General features: G+C 72.7%; 21 protein-coding genes. 15 read left to right on the top strand and 6 right to left on the bottom strand.

Features of this window, described 5'->3' with window-relative positions; all coding sequences use genetic code 11:
* Positions 1-58 precede the first annotated feature (58 nt).
* Positions 59-829 (top strand): MIP family channel protein, encoded by a 771-nt coding sequence (locus tag ABD269_RS32180; protein ID WP_344124059.1) that lies wholly within the window; start codon positions 59-61, stop codon positions 827-829.
* Positions 830-851: 22 nt separating this feature from the next.
* Here the strand turns inward: ABD269_RS32180 and ABD269_RS32175 are convergent, their stop codons facing one another.
* Complete coding sequence (locus ABD269_RS32175) at positions 852-1,232, bottom strand: DUF1844 domain-containing protein (protein ID WP_301888728.1); 381 nt, start codon at positions 1,230-1,232, stop codon at positions 852-854.
* 368 nt (positions 1,233-1,600) lie between these two features.
* Between ABD269_RS32175 and infC the strand changes: the two genes are divergently transcribed.
* The 11 genes from infC to ABD269_RS32120 all read left to right on the top strand — a co-directional run bounded on the left by infC (position 1,601) and on the right by ABD269_RS32120 (position 14,032).
* Positions 1,601-2,266: a translation initiation factor IF-3 gene (infC, locus tag ABD269_RS32170; RefSeq protein ID WP_301888730.1), complete on the top strand. Its 666-nt coding sequence runs from the start codon at positions 1,601-1,603 to the stop codon at positions 2,264-2,266.
* A gap of 133 nt (positions 2,267-2,399) precedes the next feature.
* Positions 2,400-2,594: a 50S ribosomal protein L35 gene (gene rpmI / locus ABD269_RS32165; RefSeq protein ID WP_071964711.1), complete on the top strand. Its 195-nt coding sequence runs from the start codon at positions 2,400-2,402 to the stop codon at positions 2,592-2,594.
* Positions 2,595-2,695: 101 nt separating this feature from the next.
* Positions 2,696-3,082 (top strand): 50S ribosomal protein L20, encoded by a 387-nt coding sequence (gene rplT, locus ABD269_RS32160; RefSeq protein ID WP_102921913.1) that lies wholly within the window; start codon positions 2,696-2,698, stop codon positions 3,080-3,082.
* 118 nt (positions 3,083-3,200) lie between these two features.
* Entirely contained in the window at positions 3,201-4,034 is an 834-nt protein-coding gene (locus tag ABD269_RS32155; RefSeq protein ID WP_301888736.1) for a TrmH family RNA methyltransferase, read from the top strand.
* 37 nt (positions 4,035-4,071) lie between these two features.
* The gene (locus ABD269_RS32150) at positions 4,072-5,235 is read left to right on the top strand and encodes a sensor histidine kinase (protein WP_344123673.1); all 1,164 of its coding nucleotides are present in this window, start codon (positions 4,072-4,074) and stop codon (positions 5,233-5,235) included.
* A 205-nt stretch (positions 5,236-5,440) separates the two neighbouring features.
* A complete protein-coding gene (pheS, locus tag ABD269_RS32145) occupies positions 5,441-6,565 on the top strand; it encodes a phenylalanine--tRNA ligase subunit alpha (RefSeq protein WP_301888740.1) in 1,125 nt (374 codons plus the stop codon).
* On the top strand, positions 6,565-9,075 hold the full coding sequence (gene pheT / locus ABD269_RS32140) for a phenylalanine--tRNA ligase subunit beta (RefSeq protein ID WP_344123670.1): 2,511 nt from the start codon (positions 6,565-6,567) through the stop codon (positions 9,073-9,075). The genes pheS and pheT overlap by 1 nt, the downstream gene beginning before the upstream one ends.
* Before the next feature lie 225 nt (positions 9,076-9,300).
* Complete coding sequence (locus ABD269_RS32135) at positions 9,301-10,509, top strand: PP2C family protein-serine/threonine phosphatase (RefSeq protein WP_344123668.1); 1,209 nt, start codon at positions 9,301-9,303, stop codon at positions 10,507-10,509.
* Positions 10,506-12,038 carry an MFS transporter gene (locus ABD269_RS32130; protein ID WP_344123666.1) on the top strand — a complete coding sequence of 511 codons (1,533 nt, stop codon included), beginning with the start codon at positions 10,506-10,508 and terminating at the stop codon, positions 12,036-12,038. Before ABD269_RS32135 ends, ABD269_RS32130 begins: the two co-directional genes overlap by 4 nt.
* 79 nt (positions 12,039-12,117) lie before the next feature.
* On the top strand, positions 12,118-13,455 hold the full coding sequence (locus ABD269_RS32125) for an NsdA family TPR-like regulatory protein (protein WP_116210819.1): 1,338 nt from the start codon (positions 12,118-12,120) through the stop codon (positions 13,453-13,455).
* Between the two features lie 46 nt (positions 13,456-13,501).
* Complete coding sequence (locus tag ABD269_RS32120) at positions 13,502-14,032, top strand: NUDIX hydrolase (RefSeq protein WP_116210818.1); 531 nt, start codon at positions 13,502-13,504, stop codon at positions 14,030-14,032.
* A 38-nt stretch (positions 14,033-14,070) separates the two neighbouring features.
* Here the strand turns inward: ABD269_RS32120 and ABD269_RS32115 are convergent, their stop codons facing one another.
* Together ABD269_RS32115 and ABD269_RS32110 are read right to left on the bottom strand one after the other, a co-directional pair.
* Positions 14,071-14,328: a hypothetical protein gene (locus ABD269_RS32115; RefSeq protein ID WP_301888749.1), complete on the bottom strand. Its 258-nt coding sequence runs from the start codon at positions 14,326-14,328 to the stop codon at positions 14,071-14,073.
* 171 nt (positions 14,329-14,499) lie between these two features.
* Entirely contained in the window at positions 14,500-15,360 is an 861-nt protein-coding gene (locus ABD269_RS32110) for a 3-hydroxybutyryl-CoA dehydrogenase (protein WP_301888750.1), read from the bottom strand.
* Positions 15,361-15,544: 184 nt separating this feature from the next.
* On the opposite strand from ABD269_RS32110, the gene ABD269_RS32105 reads away from it, so the two are divergent.
* Entirely contained in the window at positions 15,545-16,789 is a 1,245-nt protein-coding gene (locus ABD269_RS32105) for a glycoside hydrolase family 10-like protein (RefSeq protein ID WP_344123662.1), read from the top strand.
* 20 nt (positions 16,790-16,809) lie between these two features.
* On the opposite strand, the gene ABD269_RS32100 is transcribed toward ABD269_RS32105, so the two are convergent.
* Entirely contained in the window at positions 16,810-17,010 is a 201-nt protein-coding gene (locus ABD269_RS32100; protein WP_301888753.1) for a DUF1918 domain-containing protein, read from the bottom strand.
* A gap of 119 nt (positions 17,011-17,129) precedes the next feature.
* Entirely contained in the window at positions 17,130-18,104 is a 975-nt protein-coding gene (locus ABD269_RS32095; protein WP_344123659.1) for a DMT family transporter, read from the bottom strand.
* Here ABD269_RS32095 and ABD269_RS32090 point away from each other — a divergent pair.
* The gene (locus ABD269_RS32090) at positions 18,103-19,548 is read left to right on the top strand and encodes an aminotransferase-like domain-containing protein (protein ID WP_344123657.1); all 1,446 of its coding nucleotides are present in this window, start codon (positions 18,103-18,105) and stop codon (positions 19,546-19,548) included. The genes ABD269_RS32095 and ABD269_RS32090 overlap by 2 nt on opposite strands.
* 50 nt (positions 19,549-19,598) lie before the next feature.
* Positions 19,599-19,979: an RNA-binding S4 domain-containing protein gene (locus ABD269_RS32085; protein WP_301888758.1), complete on the top strand. Its 381-nt coding sequence runs from the start codon at positions 19,599-19,601 to the stop codon at positions 19,977-19,979.
* Between the two features lie 84 nt (positions 19,980-20,063).
* On the opposite strand, the gene ABD269_RS32080 is transcribed toward ABD269_RS32085, so the two are convergent.
* A complete protein-coding gene (locus ABD269_RS32080) occupies positions 20,064-20,780 on the bottom strand; it encodes a transglycosylase SLT domain-containing protein (RefSeq protein ID WP_344124057.1) in 717 nt (238 codons plus the stop codon).
* Between the last annotated feature and the right edge of the window lie 7 nt (positions 20,781-20,787).

Below are 20,787 nucleotides of genomic sequence, written 5' to 3'. Positions count from 1 at the left end.
CGATCCTCTGGAGGACGCCATGGACGCCGTCAAGCTGGGGTCGGTGACTCTCGATCCCGTGCAGACGAGAACCGTCGCGGCCGAATTCCTCGGCACCGCGCTGCTGGTTTTCTTCGCTGTCGGGTCAGCGGTTCTCGCGGCCGACTACATCGGCGTGCTCGGTATCGCGCTGGCCTTCGGGTTCACCCTGCTGGCCCTCGCGTACGCGCTGGGTCCGGTCTCGGGCTGCCACGTCAACCCGGCGGTGACGCTCGGCCTGCTCGTGGAGGGCCGCATCACGCTCCGTACGGCCATCGAGTACTGGATCGCCCAGCTGCTCGGCGGCATCGTGGGCGCGGCGATCCTGTTCCTGCTGGCCAAGCAGGTGCCGGGGCTCAAGACCCACGGCGCTTTCGGCAGCAACGGCTTCGCGGACCGCTCGGCCGTGCACCTCAACACCGGCGGCGCGTTCCTCGCGGAGGTCGTCATGACCTTCCTGCTGGTCTTCGTCTACCTCGCGGTGACGCACAAGATCGCCGTGGTCGGCTTCGACGGGCTGCCCATCGGCCTGACGCTCGCGGTGATCCACCTGGTAGGCATCCCGCTGACGGGCACGTCCGTGAACCCGGCCCGGAGCATCGGCCCGGCGCTCTTCGCGGGCGGCGGCGCGCTGTCCCAGCTGTGGCTGTTCATCGTCGCCCCGCTGGTCGGCGGCGCGCTGGCGGCCCTGGCGCACCAGGTCACCCACCCCCGTCAGGGGCCCGCGATCCTCGCGGACGAGCTGTCGACGGCGCCGCGCCCGGACACCGGGCCGAAGAGCCGCGACGCCGGGCCGGAGCCCGGCGCCTGACGGGACGCGGGAGCGCGGCGGCTCAGCCGAAGACGGGGCCGGTGAACTTCTCGCCCGGCCCCTGGCCCGGCTCGTCCGGGACGAGCGACGCCTCGCGGAAGGCCAGCTGGAGCGACTTCAGGCCGTCGCGCAGCGGGGCCGCGTGGAAGTTGCTGATCTCGGTGGCGCCCGCGGTGACCAGGCCGGCGAGCGCGGTGATCAGCTTGCGGGCCTCGTCCAGGTCCTTGTGGGCCTCGCCGTCCTCGGCGAGGCCGAGGTTGACCGCCGCCGAGCTCATCAGGTGCACCGCGACCGTGGTGATCACCTCGACCGCGGGCACGTCCGCGATGTCACGGGTCATGGTGTCGAAGTCCGGCGCCTCCTCGGAGGGGGCCGGCGTGGACTCGGGGGTGGCGTCGCTCATCGTTGCTCTTCCGCTTGTGTGGGGTCTCCCGCCGCGCGCGGGCGGCGGAACAGTGCCCCAGCCTAGGGCCCCGGTGCGCACGGGTGGGGACCGGGCCGGGTCGCTGGTATGCTGGACAACGACCGGCTGGTCACTAGCGTGCCCGGCCCACAAGTGGAGGCTCCTCGACTCTCCCACCTGACCGACTCACGGGTCGGCAGGTCTCCGGTCAGGCGGCGCCCATCGTTCCGTACGGACGATGGAGCTGCCCGATAGATGCGCCCCGCGGCCAGCCGTGGCGGTGTTCCGGTTTCATGGAGCCCCGCCTGTGTCCCGTCCGGGGCGTTTTTCATGTGTCCGGCGCGGTTGGTCTTACGAAAAGACGTTACGTGGCTGTCCGCCAGGCGGCCGCGTGGTGCTACCGAGGAGGATCCATCAGCGCCGAGCCCCGCATCAACGACCGGATTCGAGTCCCCGAGGTGCGACTTGTCGGTCCCAGTGGCGAGCAGGTCGGCATTGTGCCGCTTGCCAAGGCCCTGGAGCTTGCGCAGGAGTACGACCTCGACCTCGTCGAGGTGGCGGCGAACGCCCGTCCGCCGGTCTGCAAGCTCATGGACTACGGGAAGTTCAAGTACGAGTCGGCCATGAAGGCCCGTGAGGCGCGCAAGAACCAGGCGCACACGGTCATCAAGGAGATGAAGCTCCGGCCGAAGATCGACCCGCACGACTATGACACCAAGAAGGGTCACGTCGTCCGGTTCCTCAAGCAGGGCGACAAGGTCAAGATCACGATCATGTTCCGTGGTCGCGAGCAGTCCCGGCCGGAGCTCGGCTACCGACTGCTGCAGCGTCTGGCGGAAGACGTCCAGGACCTCGGTTTCGTCGAGTCGAACCCGAAGCAGGACGGCCGAAACATGATCATGGTCCTCGGTCCGCACAAGAAGAAGACCGAGGCGATGGCCGAAGCCCGCGAGGCGCAGGCCGCTCGCAAGGCGGAGCGCCAGGGCGTTCCCGCCGAGCAGGAGCAGCCCGCCGAGGAGCCCGCAGAGGCGTGATCCATGGGGCCTGACGGCCCCGAGGACCACCCCCGGGGCCCGCCGGCCCCGGACAGCAACCGAACACAGCTGACGCTCCCGTGCGCCCGGTACCGGGCTAGGGGGAGCGCCACCGACGAGGAGATACGGCGCGATGCCGAAGAACAAGACGCACTCCGGTGCCAGCAAGCGCTTCAAGATCACTGGCTCCGGCAAGGTCATGCGCGAGCGCGCCGGCAAGCGCCACCTGCTCGAGCACAAGTCGTCCAAGCTGACGCGTCGCCTCACCGGCAACGCCGAGATGGCCCCGGGCGACGCCAAGAAGATCAAGAAGCTTCTCGGCAAGTGACGCTCCGCGCCCCGTCCACACGGGGTGCGCGTCGGACCGGGACCCATTCGAATTCGGGCCGCGTGAGAATGCACCGCGGCCCCGCTACAAGGAGTTAACAAGTGGCACGCGTCAAGCGCGCAGTCAACGCGCACAAGAAGCGTCGGGCGATCCTCGAGGCGGCCAAGGGCTACCGCGGCCAGCGGTCGCGCCTGTACCGCAAGGCCAAGGAGCAGGTCACCCACTCCCTGGTCTACAACTACAACGACCGCAAGAAGCGCAAGGGCGACTTCCGTCAGCTGTGGATCCAGCGCATCAACGCCGCTGCCCGCCAGAACGGCATGACGTACAACCGCCTCATCCAGGGTCTGAAGGCCGCCAACATCGAGGTGGACCGCAAGATCCTGGCCGAGCTCGCGGTCAACGACATGAACGCGTTCGCCGCGCTCGTCGAGGTGGCCCAGAAGGCGCTGCCGGCCGACGTCAACGCGCCGAAGGCCGCCGCCTGATTCTCGGGCGCCGCAAGGCAGACGACCGGACCCGCAGGCTTCTGGCCTGCGGGTCCGATCGCGTCCGGGCCCGAGACGACGGCCCGGTCCGTACCACCCCGCAACCGAAAGTGAGCCCATGGCGGCCCCCGAGCTGACCTCCCTGCGATCGCCCCGTGTCGTCGCGGCCCGTCGGCTGACCAAGCGCAGCTTCCGCGGCAAGGAGCGCCGCTTCCTCGCGGAGGGCCCGCAGTCCGTCCGCGAGGCCGTCGAGCACCTGGTCGAGGTGTATGTCACACCGGACGCCGCCGAGCGCCACGCCGACATCGTCGCCGCCTCCCGGGCCGCCGGCGTGCCGGTACTGATCGCGACGGACGAGGTCATCGCCGCGATGTCCGACACCGTGACCCCCCAGGGCATCGTCGGGCTGTGCCGCTTCCTCGACTCGCCCTTCGAGGAGATCCTCGCCGCCCGGCCCAAGCTGGTCGCCGTCCTCGCGCACGTACGCGACCCCGGCAACGCCGGTACGGTCCTGCGCTGCGCGGACGCCGCGGGCGCGGACGCCGTGGTGCTCACCGACGCCTCCGTGGACCTCTACAACCCCAAGTCCGTACGGGCCTCGGTCGGTTCCCTCTTCCACCTGCCGGTCGCCGTGGGCGTCCCCGTGGAGCAGGCGGTGCGCGGCCTGAAGGACGCCGGGGTGCGCATCCTGGCCGCCGACGGCGCGGGCGAGCGGGACCTGGACGCGGAGCTGGACCAGGGCACCATGGGCGGGCCCACCGCCTGGGTCTTCGGCAACGAGGCCTGGGGCCTGCCCGAGGAGACGCGCGCCCTGGCCGACGAGGTCGTGCGGGTCCCGATCCACGGAAAGGCCGAGAGCCTGAACCTCGCGACGGCCGCCGCCGTGTGCCTCTACGCCTCCGCCCGTGCGCAGCGTGCACCCGGAGGGTGCCGCTCCGTGACCTTCAGCTAGTAGGGTTGCCCCCCGGGGGTTCGGGAGGGGGTGGGTGATGAACGTCAGGACTTCCGGGAGTGTGGCCGACGCGCGTCCGGCCGCGGTGCACGGATCCCAAGGTGCCGGTGGTGCCCGTGACGCGCCCGCGCACGGCCTGGACGGCCTCGGGCTGGACCCCGACGACCTCCCCGACGGCCTGGTGGTCGCCGACGAGAACGGCCGGGTGACCTGCTTCAACGCCGCTGCCGCCCGGATCACGGCGGTCTCGCCCCGCGAGGCGATGGGCCGGCCGCTGGAGAGCGCCCTGCCCCTGGAGGATCTGGAGGGCCGCCGCTGGTGGCCCCTGACCGATCCCTACGGCGGCCTCGCCATCCGGGTCGGGCAGCCCGAGCGCAATCTGCTGCTGCCCGGCGGCCGTGAGGTGCTCGTCTCCGTCCGCTATGTGCGCGAGAGCCCCGGCGGGCCCGTGCGCCGCCTGGTCGTCCAGCTGCGCGGCACCGACGCCCGCCGCCGCACCGAGCGCAGCCACGCCGAGCTGATCGCCACCGTCGCCCACGAGCTGCGCTCGCCGCTGACCTCGGTCAAGGGCTTCACGGCGACCCTGCTGGCCAAGTGGGAGCGCTTCACCGACGACCAGAAGCGGCTGATGCTGGAGACCGTCGACGCCGACGCCGACCGCGTCACCCGGCTGATCGCCGAGCTGCTCGACATCTCCCGGATCGACTCCGGGCGGCTGGAGGTGCGCCGCCAGCCCGTCGACATCGTCGCCGCGGTCCGCCGGCACGTCCAGGCGCACACCGCGGCCGGGCAGCCCGAGGACCGCTTCGCGGTCAAGGTCGTGGGGCCGCTGCCCGAGCTCTGGGCGGATCCGGACAAGATCGACCAGGTGCTGGGCAACCTCCTGGAAAATGCGGTGCGCCACGGCGAGGGACTCGTCACGATAGCGGTGTCACCGGCGCTGACCAAGGCCCGGGCAGAGGGTACGGCGGTCACCGTGAGCGATGAGGGGCCCGGCATTCCGGAGGAGTCGATGGGCCGCGTCTTCACCCGCTTCTGGCGGGGCAGCAAGCGCGGTGGCACCGGCCTCGGCCTGTATATCGTCAAGGGCATCGTCGAGGCGCACGGCGGCGCCATCACCGTCGACCGGGCCCCCCGCGGCGGCGCCCGGTTCCGCTTCACCCTGCCCGTGGGCGCGCCGGCCTTTCTCTCCCAGGGGTGAGCGCAGGGGTGAGCCGGGCGTGAGTGCGAGGGGGCCGAGCACCGGCCCGCGGGCCCACCCCACCACACGCGCCCTTTAGACTCGACCTTTGGCACCTTTGGCACGACCTTGGCACCAACACAGTCGGGCAGAGCCGCGCGCGAAGGCGATGCCTGGGGGGCACCTCCCAGCGGTAGCTGGGGGACAATCGGAAGCACGGGAAGAGATGTCCGCACCCAATAAGTCGTACGACCCTGTCGAGGTCGAGGCACTGAAACCGGAAGAGATCGAGCGCATGCGGAGCGAGGCGCTCGCCGCTTTTGCCGCCGCCGGTGACCTCGAGGCCCTCCACGAGGCGAAGATCGCCCACACCGGGCCGACCTCGCCGCTGTCCCTCGCCAACCGTGAGATCGGCGCCCTGCCCCCGCAGGCCAAGGCCGAGGCCGGCAAGCGCGTGGGCATGGCCCGCGGCGCCGTGAACAAGGCCCTCGCCGCCCGCCAGGCCGAGCTGGAGGCCGAGCGCGACGCCCGGGTGCTGGTCGAGGAGGCGGTGGACGTCACCGTGCCGTACGACCGCGTACCGGCCGGCGCCCGCCACCCGCTGACCACGCTCTCCGAGCGCATCGAGGACGTCTTCGTCGCGATGGGCTATGAGGTCGCGGAGGGCCCCGAGGTCGAGGCGGAGTGGTTCAACTTCGACGCCCTGAACTTCGAGCCCGACCACCCGGCCCGCGCCATGCAGGACACCTTCTTCGTCCAGGGCCGGGGCACCAAGGACGACGAGTCCGGTGTCGTGCTGCGCACCCACACCTCCCCGGTGCAGGTCCGCTCGATGCTCGACCGCGAGCCCCCCATCTATGTGGTCTGCCCGGGCCGCGTCTACCGCACCGACGAGCTGGACGCCACCCACACCCCGGTCTTCACCCAGGTCGAGCTCCTCGCCATCGACGAGGGCCTGACCATGGCCGACCTCAAGGGCACCATCGAGCACATGGTGCGCTCGCTGTTCGGCGAGGGCCTCACGACGCGGCTGCGCCCCAACTACTTCCCCTTCACCGAGCCCTCCGCCGAGCTGGACATGCAGTGCTATGTCTGCCGCGGCGAGTCGGTCGGCAACCCCGAGGCGCCCTGCCGCACCTGCTCCAGCGAGGGCTGGATCGAGCTGGGCGGCTGCGGCATGGTCAACCCCCGGGTGCTGGTCGCCGCGGGCATCGACCCGGAGAAGTACAGCGGATTCGCCTTCGGGTTCGGCATCGAACGGATGCTGATGTTCCGCCACAACGTCGAAGACATGCGAGACATGGTCGAGGGTGACGTGCGCTTCACCCGGCCGTTCGGGATGGAGATCTGATGCGGGTCCCGCTTTCTTGGCTGCGGGAGTACGTCGACCTGCCGGCCGGTACCACCGGCCGCGACGTGCAGGCCAAACTCGTCGCCGCCGGCCTCGAGGTCGAGCGCGTCGAGCAGCTCGGCACGGGCCTGACGGGCCCCCTCGTCGTCGGCCAGGTCCTCACGATCGAGGAGCTGGAGGGCTTCAAGAAGCCCATCCGCTTCTGCACCGTCGACGTCGGCGCCGCCAACGGCACGGGCGAGCCGCAGGAGATCGTCTGCGGCGCCCGCAACTTCTCCGTGGGCGACAAGGTCGTCGTCGTGCTGCCCGGCGCCGTCCTGCCCGGCGACTTCGCGATCGCCGCGCGCAAGACGTACGGCCGCACCTCGCACGGCATGATCTGCTCCGGCGACGAGCTGGGCATGGGCGACGACGGCACGCACGGCATCATCGTGCTGCCGCAGGAGTACGAGCCCGGCACCGACGCCATCGAGCTGCTGGAGCTCGTCGACGAGGTCCTCGACATCGCCGTCACCCCCGACCGGGGCTACTGCCTGTCGATGCGCGGCGTCGCCCGCGAGGCCGCCACCGCCTACGGCCTGCCGCTGCGCGACCCGGCCCTGCTGGACGTGCCCGCGCCCAACAGCTACGGCTACCCCGTCCGGGTCGCCGACCCGGCCGGCTGCGACCGCTTCACCGCCCGTACGGTGACCGGTCTCTCGCCCGAGGCGCGCTCGCCGATCTGGCTCCAGCGCCGCCTGCAGAAGGCCGGCATGCGCACGGTCTCGCTCGCCGTCGACGTCACCAACTACGTGATGCTCGAGCTCGGCCAGCCGCTGCACGCCTACGACCGGTCCCGCGTCGACGGGCCGATCGGCGTGCGCCGCGCCGAGGCGGGCGAGAAGCTCACCACCCTCGACGGGGTCAAGCGGGCCCTGCACCCCGAGGACCTCGTCATCACCGACAACCGCGGCCCCATCGGCCTCGCGGGTGTCATGGGCGGTGCCGACACCGAGATCGCCGACCACGCGGCAGGCCAGGGCTCCACCGAGATCGTCGTCGAGGCCGCGCACTTCGACGCCATCTCCGTCGCCCGCGCGGCCCGCCGTCACAAGCTGTCCACCGAGGCGTCCAAGCGCTTCGAGCGCGGCGTCGACCCGCAGGCCGCCTCCGCGGCGGCCCAGCGCACCGTCGACCTGATGGTGCTGCTGGCGGGCGGTACCGCCGAGGCCGGGGTCACCGAGATCGTCGCCCCCAGCGGGCCGCGCACGATCGCGATGAGCGCCGACCACCCGGACCGCGTCGCCGGTGTCGAGTACGGCCGCGAGACCGTCGTCCGCCGCCTCCAGGAGGTCGGCTGCGACGTCTACGGGCAGGACGAGCTGATCGTCACCGTGCCCAGCTGGCGCCCCGACCTCACCGACCCCAACGACCTCGCAGAAGAGGTCATCCGGCTGGAGGGCTACGAGAACCTGCCCTCCACCCTGCCGCAGCCGCCCGCCGGCCGCGGGCTGACCGAGCGGCAGCGCCTGCACCGCCGCGTCGGCCGCGCCCTCGCCGGCGCCGGCTATGTCGAGGCCCCCAGCTACCCCTTCCTCGGGGAGGCCGCCCTCGACCAGCTCGGCCTGGAGGCCGACGACCCGCGCCGCCTCGTGGTGCGCCTGGTCAACCCGCTCTCCGACACCGAGCCCGCGCTGCGCACGACCCTGCTGCCGGGGCTCTTCGCCGCCCTGCGCCGCAACGACGGCCGCGGTGAGCACGAGCTCGCGCTGTTCGAGACCGGGCTGGTCTTCCGGCCGACCGGCGCCGAGCGCCCGGCGGTCCGGCTGCCCGTCGACCGCCGTCCCACCGACGAGGAGATCGCCGGCCTGAACGCCGCGCTGCCCCGGCAGCCGCGCCGCGCGGCCGTCGTCCTCGCCGGGGCGCGCGAGCAGGCCGGCTGGTGGGGCAAGGGCCGCCCGTCGACCTGGGCGGACGCCATCGAGGCCGGCCGTGCGGTCGCCCGTGCGGCGGGCGTCGAGCTGATTGTCCGTCAGGACCAGACGGCGCCGTACCACCCGGGCCGCTGCGCCGCGCTGCTCGCCCTGATCGACGGCGAGGAGGTGCTCGTCGGCAACGCCGGTGAGCTCCACCCGCGCGTCACCAAGGCGTTCGGCCTGCCGGAGCGCACCTGCGCCATGGAGATCGAGCTCGACCTCCTGGAGCGGGCCGGCACCGGCGCCGTCGAGGCCCCGCACGTGTCCGCCTTCCCGGTGGCCACGCAGGACGTCGCGCTGGTCGTGGACGCCTCCGTCCCCGCCGCCGAGGTCGAGGCCGCACTGCGGGCCGGCGCCGGTGAACTCCTGGAGTCGCTGCGCCTGTTCGACATCTTCACCGGCGAGCAGCTCGGCGAGGGCAAGAAGTCGCTGGCGTACGCGCTGCGCTTCCGCGCCGCCGACCGCACCCTGACCGCCGACGAGGCAACTGCCGCGCGCGACGCGGCCGTTGCCTCGGCCGTCGAGAGCACGGGCGCGGTGCTGCGCGGCGCGTGACGCCCGCAGGGCGCGGGGCCTGACCCCGCGCCGACCGCCCGGCGGTGAAAGTCGCTGAACAGCAGAGGGGCGCACCCGGAGCACCGGGTGCGCCCCTCATGCGTGCCATCGTTCCTGAGTGTCCGAATATCACTCAATAGGGTGGAAATGAAGGCCCTGGTCGTTACTTGGCGCTGAGCACTCGCGAGAATCAAGCGCGTCATTGCTGCTAGGGGGGCCGAGGGCATGATCCGGACAAGGGCGGTGCACTGGCGGAGGAGGGTCGTGCTCGCCCTCCCCGGACTGTGGATCCTGGGAGTCCTGGCGTGGGAGCTCATCGCCCCCCACGGCACCCAGGTCGTCCAACTGCTCGCGGCCGCGCCCGTCATCGCCTGCGCGGGCAGCGGCCGGCGCCAGTGCGTCGTGCTCGCCGGCCTCTGCGCGGTGTTCGCGCTCGCCCCCTTCGGCCCCGTGGCCCGGCTGGATCACGGCGCCAGGCTGGGCACGTGCTGCGCCATCGTCGCCGTCGCCGGGGCCAGTTACTCCATCACCCGGCGCCGGCGCCGTCTCGTGCGCGATCTGGAGCGCGCCCGCGAGATCGCCGACACCGCCCAGCGGCTGCTGCTGCGCCCCCTGCCGCCGCGGCTCGACGGGATGACGCTCGCGGGCGGCCACCTCTCGGTCAGCGAGGGCACGCTCGTCGGCGGCGATCTCTACGAGGCCCTCGCCACCCCGCACGGCGTCCGCGTCGTCATAGGCGATGTGCGCGGCCACGGCTTCGCGGCGATCGCCACCGTCGCCGCCGTGCTCGGCAGCTTCCGCGAGGCGGCGTACGACGAACCGCGGCTGGCGGACGTGCTGCGCCGACTGGAGCGGGCCCTGCAGCGGCACTTGGGGGAGCGGGCCGCGGCCGAGGGGAAGGACGCCAAGGAGCGGCCGCCCGGCGAGGAGTTCGTCACCATCCTCCTGCTGGAGGTGTGCGCCGACGGCGTCGTCATGGCCCTCAACTGCGGCCACCCCTGGCCGTACCGCCTCTCCGGCGCCTCCGGCCGCCGGGCCAGGGCCGCCCCCGTGGGCCGGGGCGACCCGATGCCCCCGCTCGGGCTCTTCCCCCTGCCGCCCGAGTTGCCCGTGGCCCGGCTGACCCGGCTGCACCCCGGCGACGCCCTGGTGCTGCACACGGACGGCGCCGAGGACGCGCGGGACGCGGCGGGCGCCTTCTTCCCGCTCGCGCGGGCCCTCGCCGAGGCCGCCGCCCACGGTGCGCCCATCGTCCCCGCCGCCGTGATCGAGCGCGTCCAGGCCGCCCTGCTGCGGCACACCGGCGGCCGCCTCTCCGACGACATCGCCCTCCTGGTGCTGCGCAACGACCGGCAGCGCGCCCCCTCCCCGTCGCCCGCCGCCCGACTGGCCCGCTCCGGCAGCGGGCCGCGCAGGCAAGGAGCCGCTTCGTGACAGAGCCCCAAGGCCACCCCGGTGCCGTACGCAGCCTCATCCCCGCCCGGATCGACCGGCTGCCCTGGTCCGGCTTCCACACCAGGATGGTGGTGGCGCTCGGCGTCGCCTGGATCCTGGACGGCCTGGAGATCACGGTCGCGGGCGCGGTGGCGGCCGTCCTCACCCGCGAGGACACCCTCCGCCTCTCCTCGGGCGAGGCCGGGCTGATCGCCACGGTCTATCTCGTCGGACAGGTGGCAGGCGCGCTGTTCTTCGGGCGGCTCGCGGACCGGCTCGGCCGGCGCAAGCTCTTCCTGCTCACCTTCGGCGTCTATCTCTTCGGCAGCGGCCTGACGGCCCTGACCCTCGGCCAGGGCACCGGCTGGTACGCCTTCCTCTGCTTCACCCGCTTCCTCGCCGGTACGGGCATCGGCGGCGAGTACTCCGCGATCAACTCCGCGATCCAGGAGATGGTGCCCGCCCGCCACCGCGGCCGCGTCGACCTCCTGGTCAACGGCACCTACTGGGCGGGCGCGATCCTCGGCACCGTGGCCGAACTCTGGCTCCTCCAGGTGCTCCCCGACCACCTCGCCTGGCGGGTGGGCTTCCTCCTCGGCCCGCTCCTCGGCCTCGCCGTCTTCCTGATCCGCCGTCATCTGCCGGAGAGCCCGCGCTGGCTGGCCATGCACGGCAGGCAGGCGGAGGCCGAGGAGGCCATCGCCCGCATCGAGAGCGAGGTCGAGCGCGCCGGGCACGTCCTCGCCCCCGTGGACGACAGCAGGGCGATCCTGCTGACGGAGGCGCCGCGGGCCGGCTATCCGACCCTGCTGCGGCTGCTGTTCAAGCGCTACCCCGGCCGCTCCGTGCTCGGCTCGACCCTGCTGATCACCCAGTCCTTCCTCTACAACTCGATCTTCTTCACCTACACCCTCGTCCTGACCAAGTTCTACGGCGTCCACGAGAACCGCGCCCCGCTCTACCTCATCGCCTTCGCCGCCGGGAACCTCCTCGGGCCCGTCCTCCTCGGCCCGCTCTTCGACACCGTCGGCCGCCGCCGCATGATCAGCGGCACCTACCTCTTCTCCGGCTGCGCCCTGGCCGTCACCGCCGCGCTGTTCCAGGCCGACCTGCTGACCGCGGCGAGCCAGACCACCGCCTGGTGCGTGATCTTCTTCTTCGCCTCGGCCGGGGCGTCCGCCGGATATCTGACGGTCGGTGAGATCTTCCCGCTGGAGGTGCGGGGCCAGGCCATCGCCGTCTTCTTCGCCCTCGCCCAGTGCGTGGGCGCCGCCGGCCCCTATCTCTACGGCCGGCTGATCGGCGACGGCAGCGACCGCACCCTGCTCTTCCTCGGCTATCTCCTGGGCGCGGCCGTCATGGTGATCGGCGGCCTCACCGAGCACTTCCTGGGCATCGACGCCGAGGGCAAATCCCTGGAGGAGATCGCCACCCCGCTCTCGGCCGCACCGCCCCCGCCCGGCGAGGAGGCGCGGGAACGGCCGGAAGCCACCGGTGGCCCCAACTCCCGAGGCCCTGCTTCCGTTTGACGCTCCGCGACGTCCGGTTCACACCCCGTGCGAAGCGATCTCCATTACGCTGATCCCACCGAGCACCTCGGAGGGCAGGATGGAGCCCAACACACTCCTTGACGCCATCCTCGACGAAGCGGGGATCTCCCACGCCGGACTGGCGGCCCACATCAACGCGGCGGGCCGAGCCCGGGGACTGGCACTGCGGTACGAACACACCGCCGTCGCACGCTGGTTGCGCGGCCAGCGCCCGCGCGGCCAGGTGCCGGACCTCATCTGCGAGGTGCTCGGCGAGCGACTGCACCGCGCGCTGACCCTGGACGACATCGGCCTGGGCACCCCCGGCAGCCCCCGCCTGCCCAACACCCCGCTCTCCGGCTTCGTGGAGCGCGCCACCGCCCTGTGGCGCTCCGACGAACAGCAGCGGGAGCACGTCGTCACCGCCCCCGCCGTGACCGGGACGCCCGCCGTCATCCCGGTCTGGGAGTGGGAGAACCCGCCCGAGGACGCCGATGTCTCCCGGCGCGGCCTCACCCGCGTCTCCATGGACGACATCGAGATGCTCCGCGCCGCCCGCACCCACTACGAGCAGATGTACCGCAAGGCGGGCGGCATCGCGACCCGTGCCCGCGTCGTCGGCTTCCTCAACGCCGAGACCGCGCCCCTGCTCCGGGGCAGCTACACCGACGCGACCGGCCGCCAACTGCACCGCGCCACCGGAGGGCTGGTCGCCGTCGCCGGGATCTGCGCGTACGACTCCGACGCGCACGGGCTCGCCCAGCGCTATTTCCACCAGGCGCTGCGGCTGGCCAAGGCCAGCGGGGACCGGGGCCTCGGCGCGTATGTCATCGCCCTCCTCGTCAACCAGTCGCTCTTCATGCGGGAGTACCGGCAGGCGGTCGCGTTCGCCGAGTCGGCGCTGCGGGCCGCGGGCCCGGAGCTCACCCCCGCCCTCGCCGCCGATCTCTACGCCATGCAGGCCAAGGCGTACGCCCGGCTCGGCGACGGCGTCGGCGCGCTCGCCTGCATCCGCCGCGCCGAGAGCGCGGCCGAGCGCATCCGCCGCGGCCAGGAGCCGGCCGAGACCGGCTATGTGCAGCCGGGCCTGGTGAATGTGCAGGTGGCGGAGGCGCTGCTGAGCCTCGGCGATCTCGGACCCGCCCGTGAGCACGCGGACCGGGCCGTCGACACCCCCGCCCACGACCGGGGGCGTGTCCACCGGCTCGCCATGCTCACGCACATCGAGCTGCGTCAAGGAGACGCGGACAAGGCGGTGGCCACCGCACGGGAGATGACCGAGCAGGCGAGAGGCATGGAATCGCAGCGCTTACGGGATCGGCTCCGGGCGGTGCGCGAGCACCTGATCGAGAGTGGGTGTGCGGCCACTGCCGAGGCCGCCGAGATGATCGACGGGGCGTTGCGCGTGCCCTTGTGAGGAAAGCGCCCGGGGAGGTGGCCACCTCGGCGGAAGGTGGCAACACGTGCGTTGGAAGAATCTCAGGGAACGGACCGTCTACTCGAACCGCTGGTTCCGGGTCAATCTCGCAGACGTCCAACTCCCCGACGGCCGCCACCTCGACCACTTCCTCATCAGGCTGCGGCCCGTCGCCGTGGCCACGGTGGTCAATGAGGCCAATGAGGTCCTGCTGCTGTGGCGGCATCGCTTCATCACCGACAACTGGGGCTGGGAACTGGCCGCGGGCGTCGTCGAGGACGGTGAGGACCTGGCCTTCGCGGCGGCCCGTGAGATGGAGGAGGAGACCGGGTGGCGGCCCGGCCCCCTGCGGCACCTGATGTCCGTGGAACCGTCCAACGGTCTCACCGACGCCCGCCATCACATCTACTGGTCCGACGAGGCCGAGTACATCGGTGAGCCGGAGGACGACTTCGAGTCGGACCGCCGCGAGTGGGTGCCGCTCAAGCTGGTGCCCGACATGATCGGCCGCGGCGAGGTGCCGGCCGCCAACATGGCGGCCGCGCTGCTGCTGCTGCACCACATCCGGCTCGGCTGAACCTCCGTACGGCGAGCGGATTCACGCACACCCCGCGCTCATCGGCCTGTCGCCTGCCAGATGGCGAGTGCCAGGGCGGCGACGCCGGTGAGCGCGGCTATCGACGGCAGGGGCCAGGTGCCGTGTTCCAGGGCCCGTACGCGCTCGCCCAGCTCGGCGATCTCGTGCTCCGTCTGGTCGCCGCGCTGGGTGAGGAGGGCGAGATGCCCGTCGATCCGGACGACGCCGACATCGAGGCTCCGCCTGAGCTCCGCGAGCTCGGCCGATTTGACGGCGTGCTCGGGATGGCTGGTCACGGTCCGTACTCCTTCCGGAAGATGCTGTCTGCACCAACGGAAGCGAGTCAACCGCGCCGGGCCGCTGAGCGGGAGCGTGTGCGGGGGGTATATGCGAGTCACCGCCGCACACCCCGTGCGAACACGGGTGTGCGGCGGTGACTTTGCGTAGTGGTCGGGCCTTGGGTGGGCTCAGTACGAGTAGAAGCCCGAGCCCGTCTTGCGGCCGAGGCGGCCCGCGTCGACCATGCGCTGGAGCAGCGGGGGAGCGGCGTAGAGCGGCTCCTTGAACTCCTCGTACATGCTGTTCGCCACCGACGCGACCGTGTCCAGGCCGATCAGGTCGGAGAGCTTCAGCGGGCCCATGGGGTGGGCGCAGCCGAGCTCCATGCCGTTGTCGATGTCCTCGCGGCTGGCGATGCCCGACTCGAACATCCGGATGGCGGAGAGCAGATACGGGATGAGCAGGGCGTTGACGACGAAGCCCGAGCGGTCCTGGGCGCGGATCGCGTGCTTGCCCAGGAGCTGCGCGACCAGGGCCTCGGCGCGCTTGATGGTCTCCTCGCCGGTGGTGAGCGCGGGGATCAGCTCGACGAGCTTCTGCACCGGGGCCGGGTTGAAGAAGTGGATGCCGATGACCTGGTCCGGGCGGGAGGTCGCCACGGCCAGCTTCACCAGCGGGATGGAGGAGGTGTTGGAGGCCAGGATCGCGTCCGGGCGGGTGACGACCTGGTCGAGGACCTGGAAGATCTCGGTCTTGATCTGCTCGTTCTCGACGACGGCCTCGATGACGAGGTCGCGGTCGGCGAACTCGCCCAGGTCGGTGGTGAAGCTCAGCCGGGCGAGCGTGGCGTCGCGCTCGGCCTCGGTGATCTTGCCGCGCTCGGCGGCCTTGCCGAGGGAGTTGGTGAGCCGGGTGCGGCCCAGCTCCAGGGCCTCGCCGGTGGTCTCCGCGACCATGACGTCCAGGCCGGAACGGGCGCACACCTCGGCGATGCCCGCGCCCATCTGGCCGCAGCCCACTACTCCGACGCGTGCGATGTCGGTCGTCACATCGTGCCTTTCGCTGTTCTCGGTCGTCCGGCGGCGGCCGTACCCGGCGCCGGGTCCCGGCGCGCGGGACCCCCGGTCCCCGCCTCGTTCCAGACGTTACTCCGCGCCGTGCGGTGCCGAGGGTGCCGGGGCGGGCATGCTCTGTCCGTATGGTGTGACCGATCCGACAAGGAGTGGCCCGCATATGGGGCGTATGAGCCGAAGAGGGTTCACCGTGGCGGCCGCGGGCGTGATGTCCGCGATGCTGGCCACGGGTGAGGCGGGTGCGCTCGGTGATGCCGACCCGAGCGGCGCTCGCCGGAAGCGCGAGTTCCGCGGCCTGTGGGTCGCCACCGTCGGCAACATCGACTGGCCGTCCGCGCCGGGTCTCGACCCCGGCCGGCAGCAGGCCGAGCTGCTGGACCTCCTCGACGCCGCGGCGGAGTGCCGGCTCAACGCCGTGCTCCTCCAGCTCCGGCCCACCGCCGACGCGTTCTGGCCCTCGCCGTACGAGCCGTGGTCGGAGTATCTGACGGGGACTCAGGGCAGGGACCCGGGCTGGGATCCGCTGGCCTTCGCGGTGCGCGCGGCGCACGAGCGCCGCCTGGAACTGCACGGCTGGTTCAACCCCTACCGCATCGCCAACCACACCGACCCCGGCCGGCTGATCCCCACCCACCCGGCGAGGCTGCACCCCGACTGGGTGGTGCCGTACGGCGGGAAGCTCTACTACAACCCGGGCCTGCCCGAGGTGCGGCGCTTCGTCCAGGACGCGATGCTCGACCCCGTCGCCCGCTACGACCTCGACGGCGTGCACTTCGACGACTACTTCTACCCCTACCCGGTGGCCGGGCAGCGGTTCGACGACGACGCGGCCTACGAGCGCTACGGCACGGGCCACCCCGACCGGGCGGCCTGGCGGCGCGACAACATCGACCTGCTCGTACGGGAGACGGGCCGGCGCATCAAGCGGCGCAAGCGTCATGTGCGGTTCGGGGTCAGCCCGTTCGCCGTCTGGCGCAACAGGACGACGGACCCACGGGGCTCGGACACCCGGGCCGGGGTGCAGACATATGACGACCTGTGCGCCGACACCCGCAAGTGGGTGCGCGAGGAGTGGATCGACTACATCGTCCCCCAGGTCTACTGGCCCATCGGCTTCCCGGACGCGGACTACGCCGAGCTCGTGCCGTGGTGGGCGCGGACCGTGCGGGGCACCGGCGTGCACCTCTACGTCGGCGAGGCGCTCTACCGCGCGGGGGACCCCGCACAGCCCGCACCCTGGCAGGACCCGGCCGAGCTCTCCCGTCACCTCACGCTGTGCGGCGCACACCGCGAGGTGCTCGGGAACGTCTACTTCTCGGCGAAACCGCTGCTCGCCGACCGGATCGGGGCGATGGAACGCGTGGTCCACGACCACTATCCGCGCAGGGTGCGCCCACCGCGGTGAGGGCTGCGCGGCGCGGCGCGCTAGACGCCGTCCGTCGCCTTGCGGTGCTCCACCACGCTGTCCGGACCCGGCGACATGATCGTCTCGTGGCCGTTCTCCGCGCGGACGCGATACGGGGGCGAACCCTTCGACCCCAGCACCTCGACGATCTCCACGACGTGGTCCTGTTGCCCGACGGTCCGGCCATGCACTACCAGGCGGTCGCCCTTGCTCGCATGCATCGGCGGTGATCCTTCCGATCGAGGTTCCACTGGTGCGCTCGGGTGCCGTCAATTCTACGGCGATCGGGGGCATATGGCCCGCTCTACGGCGCATTCGGGGGAGCGCCGACCGCGCCGCGCTACCCGCGCGTGCGCTGGGTCACCGCGATGCAGACGAGCACCGCGACCGCGGCGACGGGCGCGGCCGGGGTCAGCCGCTCGCCGAGCAGCGACACGGACCACACCAGGGTCAGCAGCGGCTGCGCGAGCTGGAGCTGGCTCGCCCTGGCCACACCGATGGCGGCCATGCCGCGGTACCACACCAGCATGCCCAGGAACTGCGACCCCGCCGCCAGCCACAGCAGCCCGGCGACGGCGTGCCCGGTGAGATGCGCGGGCTCGGCGTACAGGGCCGCCGCCGCACCCGCCACGGCCACCGGCAGGCAGCCGACGAGCGCCCAGCCGATCACCTGCCACCCCGGCATCTCCCGCGCCAGCCTGCCGCCCTCCGCGTAGCCCACCGCGCACACCAGCAGGGCGGCGAACAGATACAGGTCGCCGAGCGTCGGCGTGCCACCGCTCTGTTGCAGGGCGAAGCCGATGACCACCGCCGCCCCCGCCAGCGCCGCCGCCCAGAAGGTGCGCGAGTGCCGGGTACGGGTGCGCACCGCCGCGTACGCGGCCGTGGTCAGCGGCAGCAGACCCACGACCACCGCGGCGTGCGAGGTCGTGGACGTCCGCAGGGCCAGCGTCGTCAGCAGCGGGAATCCGACGACGGTGCCACCGGCGACCGCGAGCAGCCCCGGCCAGTGGCGCCGCGCGGGCGGCGGCACGCGCCCCGCCAGCAGGAAACCGGCCGCGATCAGCCCGGCCAGCACCATCCGGCACGTGGTGACGGACCACGGGCCGAGCCCCTCCAGCGCCCAGGCGGTCGCGGGAAACGTCAAGGAGAACGCGGCCACCCCGACGGCGGCGAGCAGGGTGCCCCCGGTGGCGGGGCCGGACCGGCGCGTACGACCGGAGGGGTGCGCGGAGCCGTTCCCCGCCTCGCCCCCGGCGGCCGGGCCGCTCACTGCTATCGCCGCGGTGCGAGTAGCGCTATCTTTCACTCTCATGCATGAGCGTAACAGCGTCGCGGAACTGGCAGGAGTCCTGCGCGGGGAACTCGACCGCTACTCTCCAGGTGAGAAGCTGCCCTCCAGCCGAGCCCTCGTCGAGCGCTTCCGGGTCAGCCCCGTCACCGTCTCGCGGGCCCTCGCCGCCCTGGCCGCGGAGGGCCTGGTCGTCACCCGCCCCGGCGCGGGCGCCTTCCGGGCCGCGCCGCACGCCGCGCCCGCCCGCCTCGGCGACACGTCCTGGCAGGAGGTCGCCCTCAGCGTCGAGGCGGCAGGGGACGCCGTCCCCCGCACCGTCGACGCCACCGGGGTGCTGACCACCCTCGCCGAACCGCCGCCCGGCGTCATCGAGCTCAACGGCGGCTACCTCCACCACACCCTCCAGCCCGAACGCGCCCTCGCCGCCGCCCTCGCCCGGGCCGGCCGCCGCCCCGGCGCCTGGGGCCGCCCGCCCCTCGAAGGGGTCGCCGAGCTCCGCGCGTGGTTCGCCCGCGAGATCGGCGGCCCGGCGGGCACGGTCGCCCCTTCCGACGTGCTGATCACCGCGGGCGGCCAGAGCGCGCTCACCACCGCCCTGCGCGCCCTCGCCCCGCCCGGCGCCCCTGTGCTCGTCGAGTCCCCGACCTACCCCGGCATGATCGCCGCGGCGCGCGCCTCCGGGCTGCGGCTCGTGCCCGTGCCGACGGACGCGCGGGGCGTGCGCACCGATCTGCTCGCCGCGGCCTTCCGGGCGAGCGGCGCCCGCGTCTTCGCCTGCCAGCCGCTCTTCCAGAACCCCACCGGAGCCGTCCTGGCCGACGACCGGCGCCGCGAGGTCGTCCGCGTCGCCCGCGAGGCCGGTGCCTTCGTCATCGAGGACGACTTCGCCCGCCGCCTCGCCCACGAGGACGCGCCGCCGCTGCCGCCCACGCTCGCCGCGCAGGACCCCGACGGCATCGTCGTCCACGTCTGCTCCCTGACCAAGGCCACCTCGCCCAGCCTGCGCGTCGGCGCCCTCGCCGCCCGGGGCCCGGTGCTGGAACGGCTGCGCGCCATCCAGGTCGTCGACAGCTTCTTCGTGCCCCGCCCGCTCCAGGAGGCCGCGCTCGAACTCGTCGGCTCGCCCGCCTGGCCCCGCCACCACCGCACGGTCGCGGCCGAGCTGCGCACCCGGCGCGAGGCGCTGCTCACCGCCCTGCACCGGGAACTCCCCGAGCTGGAGGTGGAGTTCACCCCGCCCGGCGGCTTCCACGTCTGGGCCCGGCTGCCGGACGGCACGGACGAAGCCGCGCTGGCGGCCGCGGCACTGCGCGCGGGCGTCGCGGTCGTCCCCGGGCGCCCCTACCACGCCGCCGAGTCCGCCGCCCCGCACCTGCGCCTCAGCTTCGCCGCGGTGGCCGGCACGGCCGAACTCGCCGAAGGCGTGAGCCGGCTGGCCTCGGCCTGCCGCGAGGTGCTGTCGTGAGCCGAGCCGTGACATCACGCGCGCCCGGCCGCCGGTACTAGAGTCGGGGCATGGCTTCAGACGAGGAGACCGGGACCGTACGGGTCGACAGCTGGATCTGGTCCGTACGGCTGACGAAGACGCGCTCCCAGGCCGCGACCGCCTGCCGCGCGGGCCACGTCCGCGTCAACGGCGAACGCGCCAAACCGGCCCAGACCGTGCGCCCCGGCGACGAGGTGCGGCTCCGGCTGGCCGGGCTCGAGCGGATCGTCGTCGTCTCCCGGATCATCCGCAAGCGGGTCGGCGCCCCCGTGGCGACCGAGTGCTACGTCGACAACAGCCCGCCCCCGCCGCCGCCCACCGCACTCCCGGCGGTACCCGTCCGCGACCGCGGCGCGGGCCGCCCCACCAAGCGGGACCGCCGGGAACTGGAGCGCCTGCAGGGCCTCTGAGGGCATCACGCCTGGATATGCCGAAGGGCGGCGGCACCGGTGTGGTGCTGCCGCCCTTGGGGCGTATGGGGTTCTTGCTGTGCGTCAGTATGCGGAGTTGACGTTGTCCATGGAGCCGTAGGTCTTGGCGGCGTAGTTGCAGGAGGCGACGATGTTGGCGACCGGGTCGTAGATGTCCCAGGACGTGCCCTCGACGTGGAACGCCTTGAACGTCGGGTCGATGATCTGCAGCAGGCCCTTGGAGGGGATGCCGGCGACGGCGTTGGAGTCCCAGTTGTTGATGGCCTGGGGGTTGCCGGTGGACTCGCGCATGATGTTGCGCTTGAGGCCGTCGTAGGTGCCGGGGATGCCCTTGGTGTGCATGATGTCCAGGGCCTGGTTGATCCAGCCGTCGAGGTTGTCGCCGTAGGCCTTCGCGGGCGCCGCGGCCGGGGCCGGGGCGGGGGCCTCCTGGGCGGGGGCCGTCTGCTCGACCGGCTTGCGGTCCTGGGAGCGGCTGGCGGTTTCCTTGGCGGCGCGGTCCTGCTCGGCCTTCGCCTTCGCCTGGGCGGCGGCGTCGGTGGCGGTCCTGTGCTGCGCTGCGGCTTCGGTCTTCGCCTGGCCGGCTGCCTGGCCGGTGACCTGGGTGAGGCGCTCCTGCTGCTCCTGGTCGCTGGTGCCGGCGTCGTGGGTGGTCCAGGCGACGGGCTTGACGTCGATGGACTGCGCGGCGGTGGCCTGGCCGGGGATCGCGGCAAGCGCCAGGGCGGTGAGGCCCGCGGCGGTCAGGCCGGCGGCGGAGAGCTTGTGGGCGGCGGTCAGGCGGTGG

It is taken from the genome of Streptomyces blastmyceticus (assembly GCF_039521185.1).
Taxonomy (GTDB): domain Bacteria; phylum Actinomycetota; class Actinomycetes; order Streptomycetales; family Streptomycetaceae; genus Streptomyces; species Streptomyces blastmyceticus.
This window is presented reverse-complemented; position numbering and strand designations above follow the sequence as displayed.

Bases quoted from the DNA above. Each gene is read 5' to 3' on its own strand.
- ABD269_RS32175 (WP_301888728.1), bottom strand. From the start codon at position 1,232: ATGAGCGACGCCACCCCCGAGTCCACGCCGGCCCCCTCCGAGGAGGCG.
- rpmI (WP_071964711.1), top strand. From the start codon at position 2,400: ATGCCGAAGAACAAGACGCACTCCGGTGCCAGCAAGCGCTTCAAGATC.
- ABD269_RS32155 (WP_301888736.1), top strand. From the start codon at position 3,201: ATGGCGGCCCCCGAGCTGACCTCCCTGCGATCGCCCCGTGTCGTCGCG.
- ABD269_RS32150 (WP_344123673.1), top strand. From the start codon at position 4,072: ATGAACGTCAGGACTTCCGGGAGTGTGGCCGACGCGCGTCCGGCCGCG.
- pheS (WP_301888740.1), top strand. From the start codon at position 5,441: ATGTCCGCACCCAATAAGTCGTACGACCCTGTCGAGGTCGAGGCACTG.
- pheT (WP_344123670.1), top strand. From the start codon at position 6,565: ATGCGGGTCCCGCTTTCTTGGCTGCGGGAGTACGTCGACCTGCCGGCC.
- ABD269_RS32135 (WP_344123668.1), top strand. From the start codon at position 9,301: ATGATCCGGACAAGGGCGGTGCACTGGCGGAGGAGGGTCGTGCTCGCC.
- ABD269_RS32125 (WP_116210819.1), top strand. From the start codon at position 12,118: ATGGAGCCCAACACACTCCTTGACGCCATCCTCGACGAAGCGGGGATC.
- ABD269_RS32105 (WP_344123662.1), top strand. From the start codon at position 15,545: ATGGGGCGTATGAGCCGAAGAGGGTTCACCGTGGCGGCCGCGGGCGTG.
- ABD269_RS32100 (WP_301888753.1), bottom strand. From the start codon at position 17,010: ATGCATGCGAGCAAGGGCGACCGCCTGGTAGTGCATGGCCGGACCGTC.
- ABD269_RS32090 (WP_344123657.1), top strand. From the start codon at position 18,103: ATGCATGAGCGTAACAGCGTCGCGGAACTGGCAGGAGTCCTGCGCGGG.
- ABD269_RS32095 (WP_344123659.1), bottom strand. From the start codon at position 18,104: ATGAGAGTGAAAGATAGCGCTACTCGCACCGCGGCGATAGCAGTGAGC.
- ABD269_RS32085 (WP_301888758.1), top strand. From the start codon at position 19,599: ATGGCTTCAGACGAGGAGACCGGGACCGTACGGGTCGACAGCTGGATC.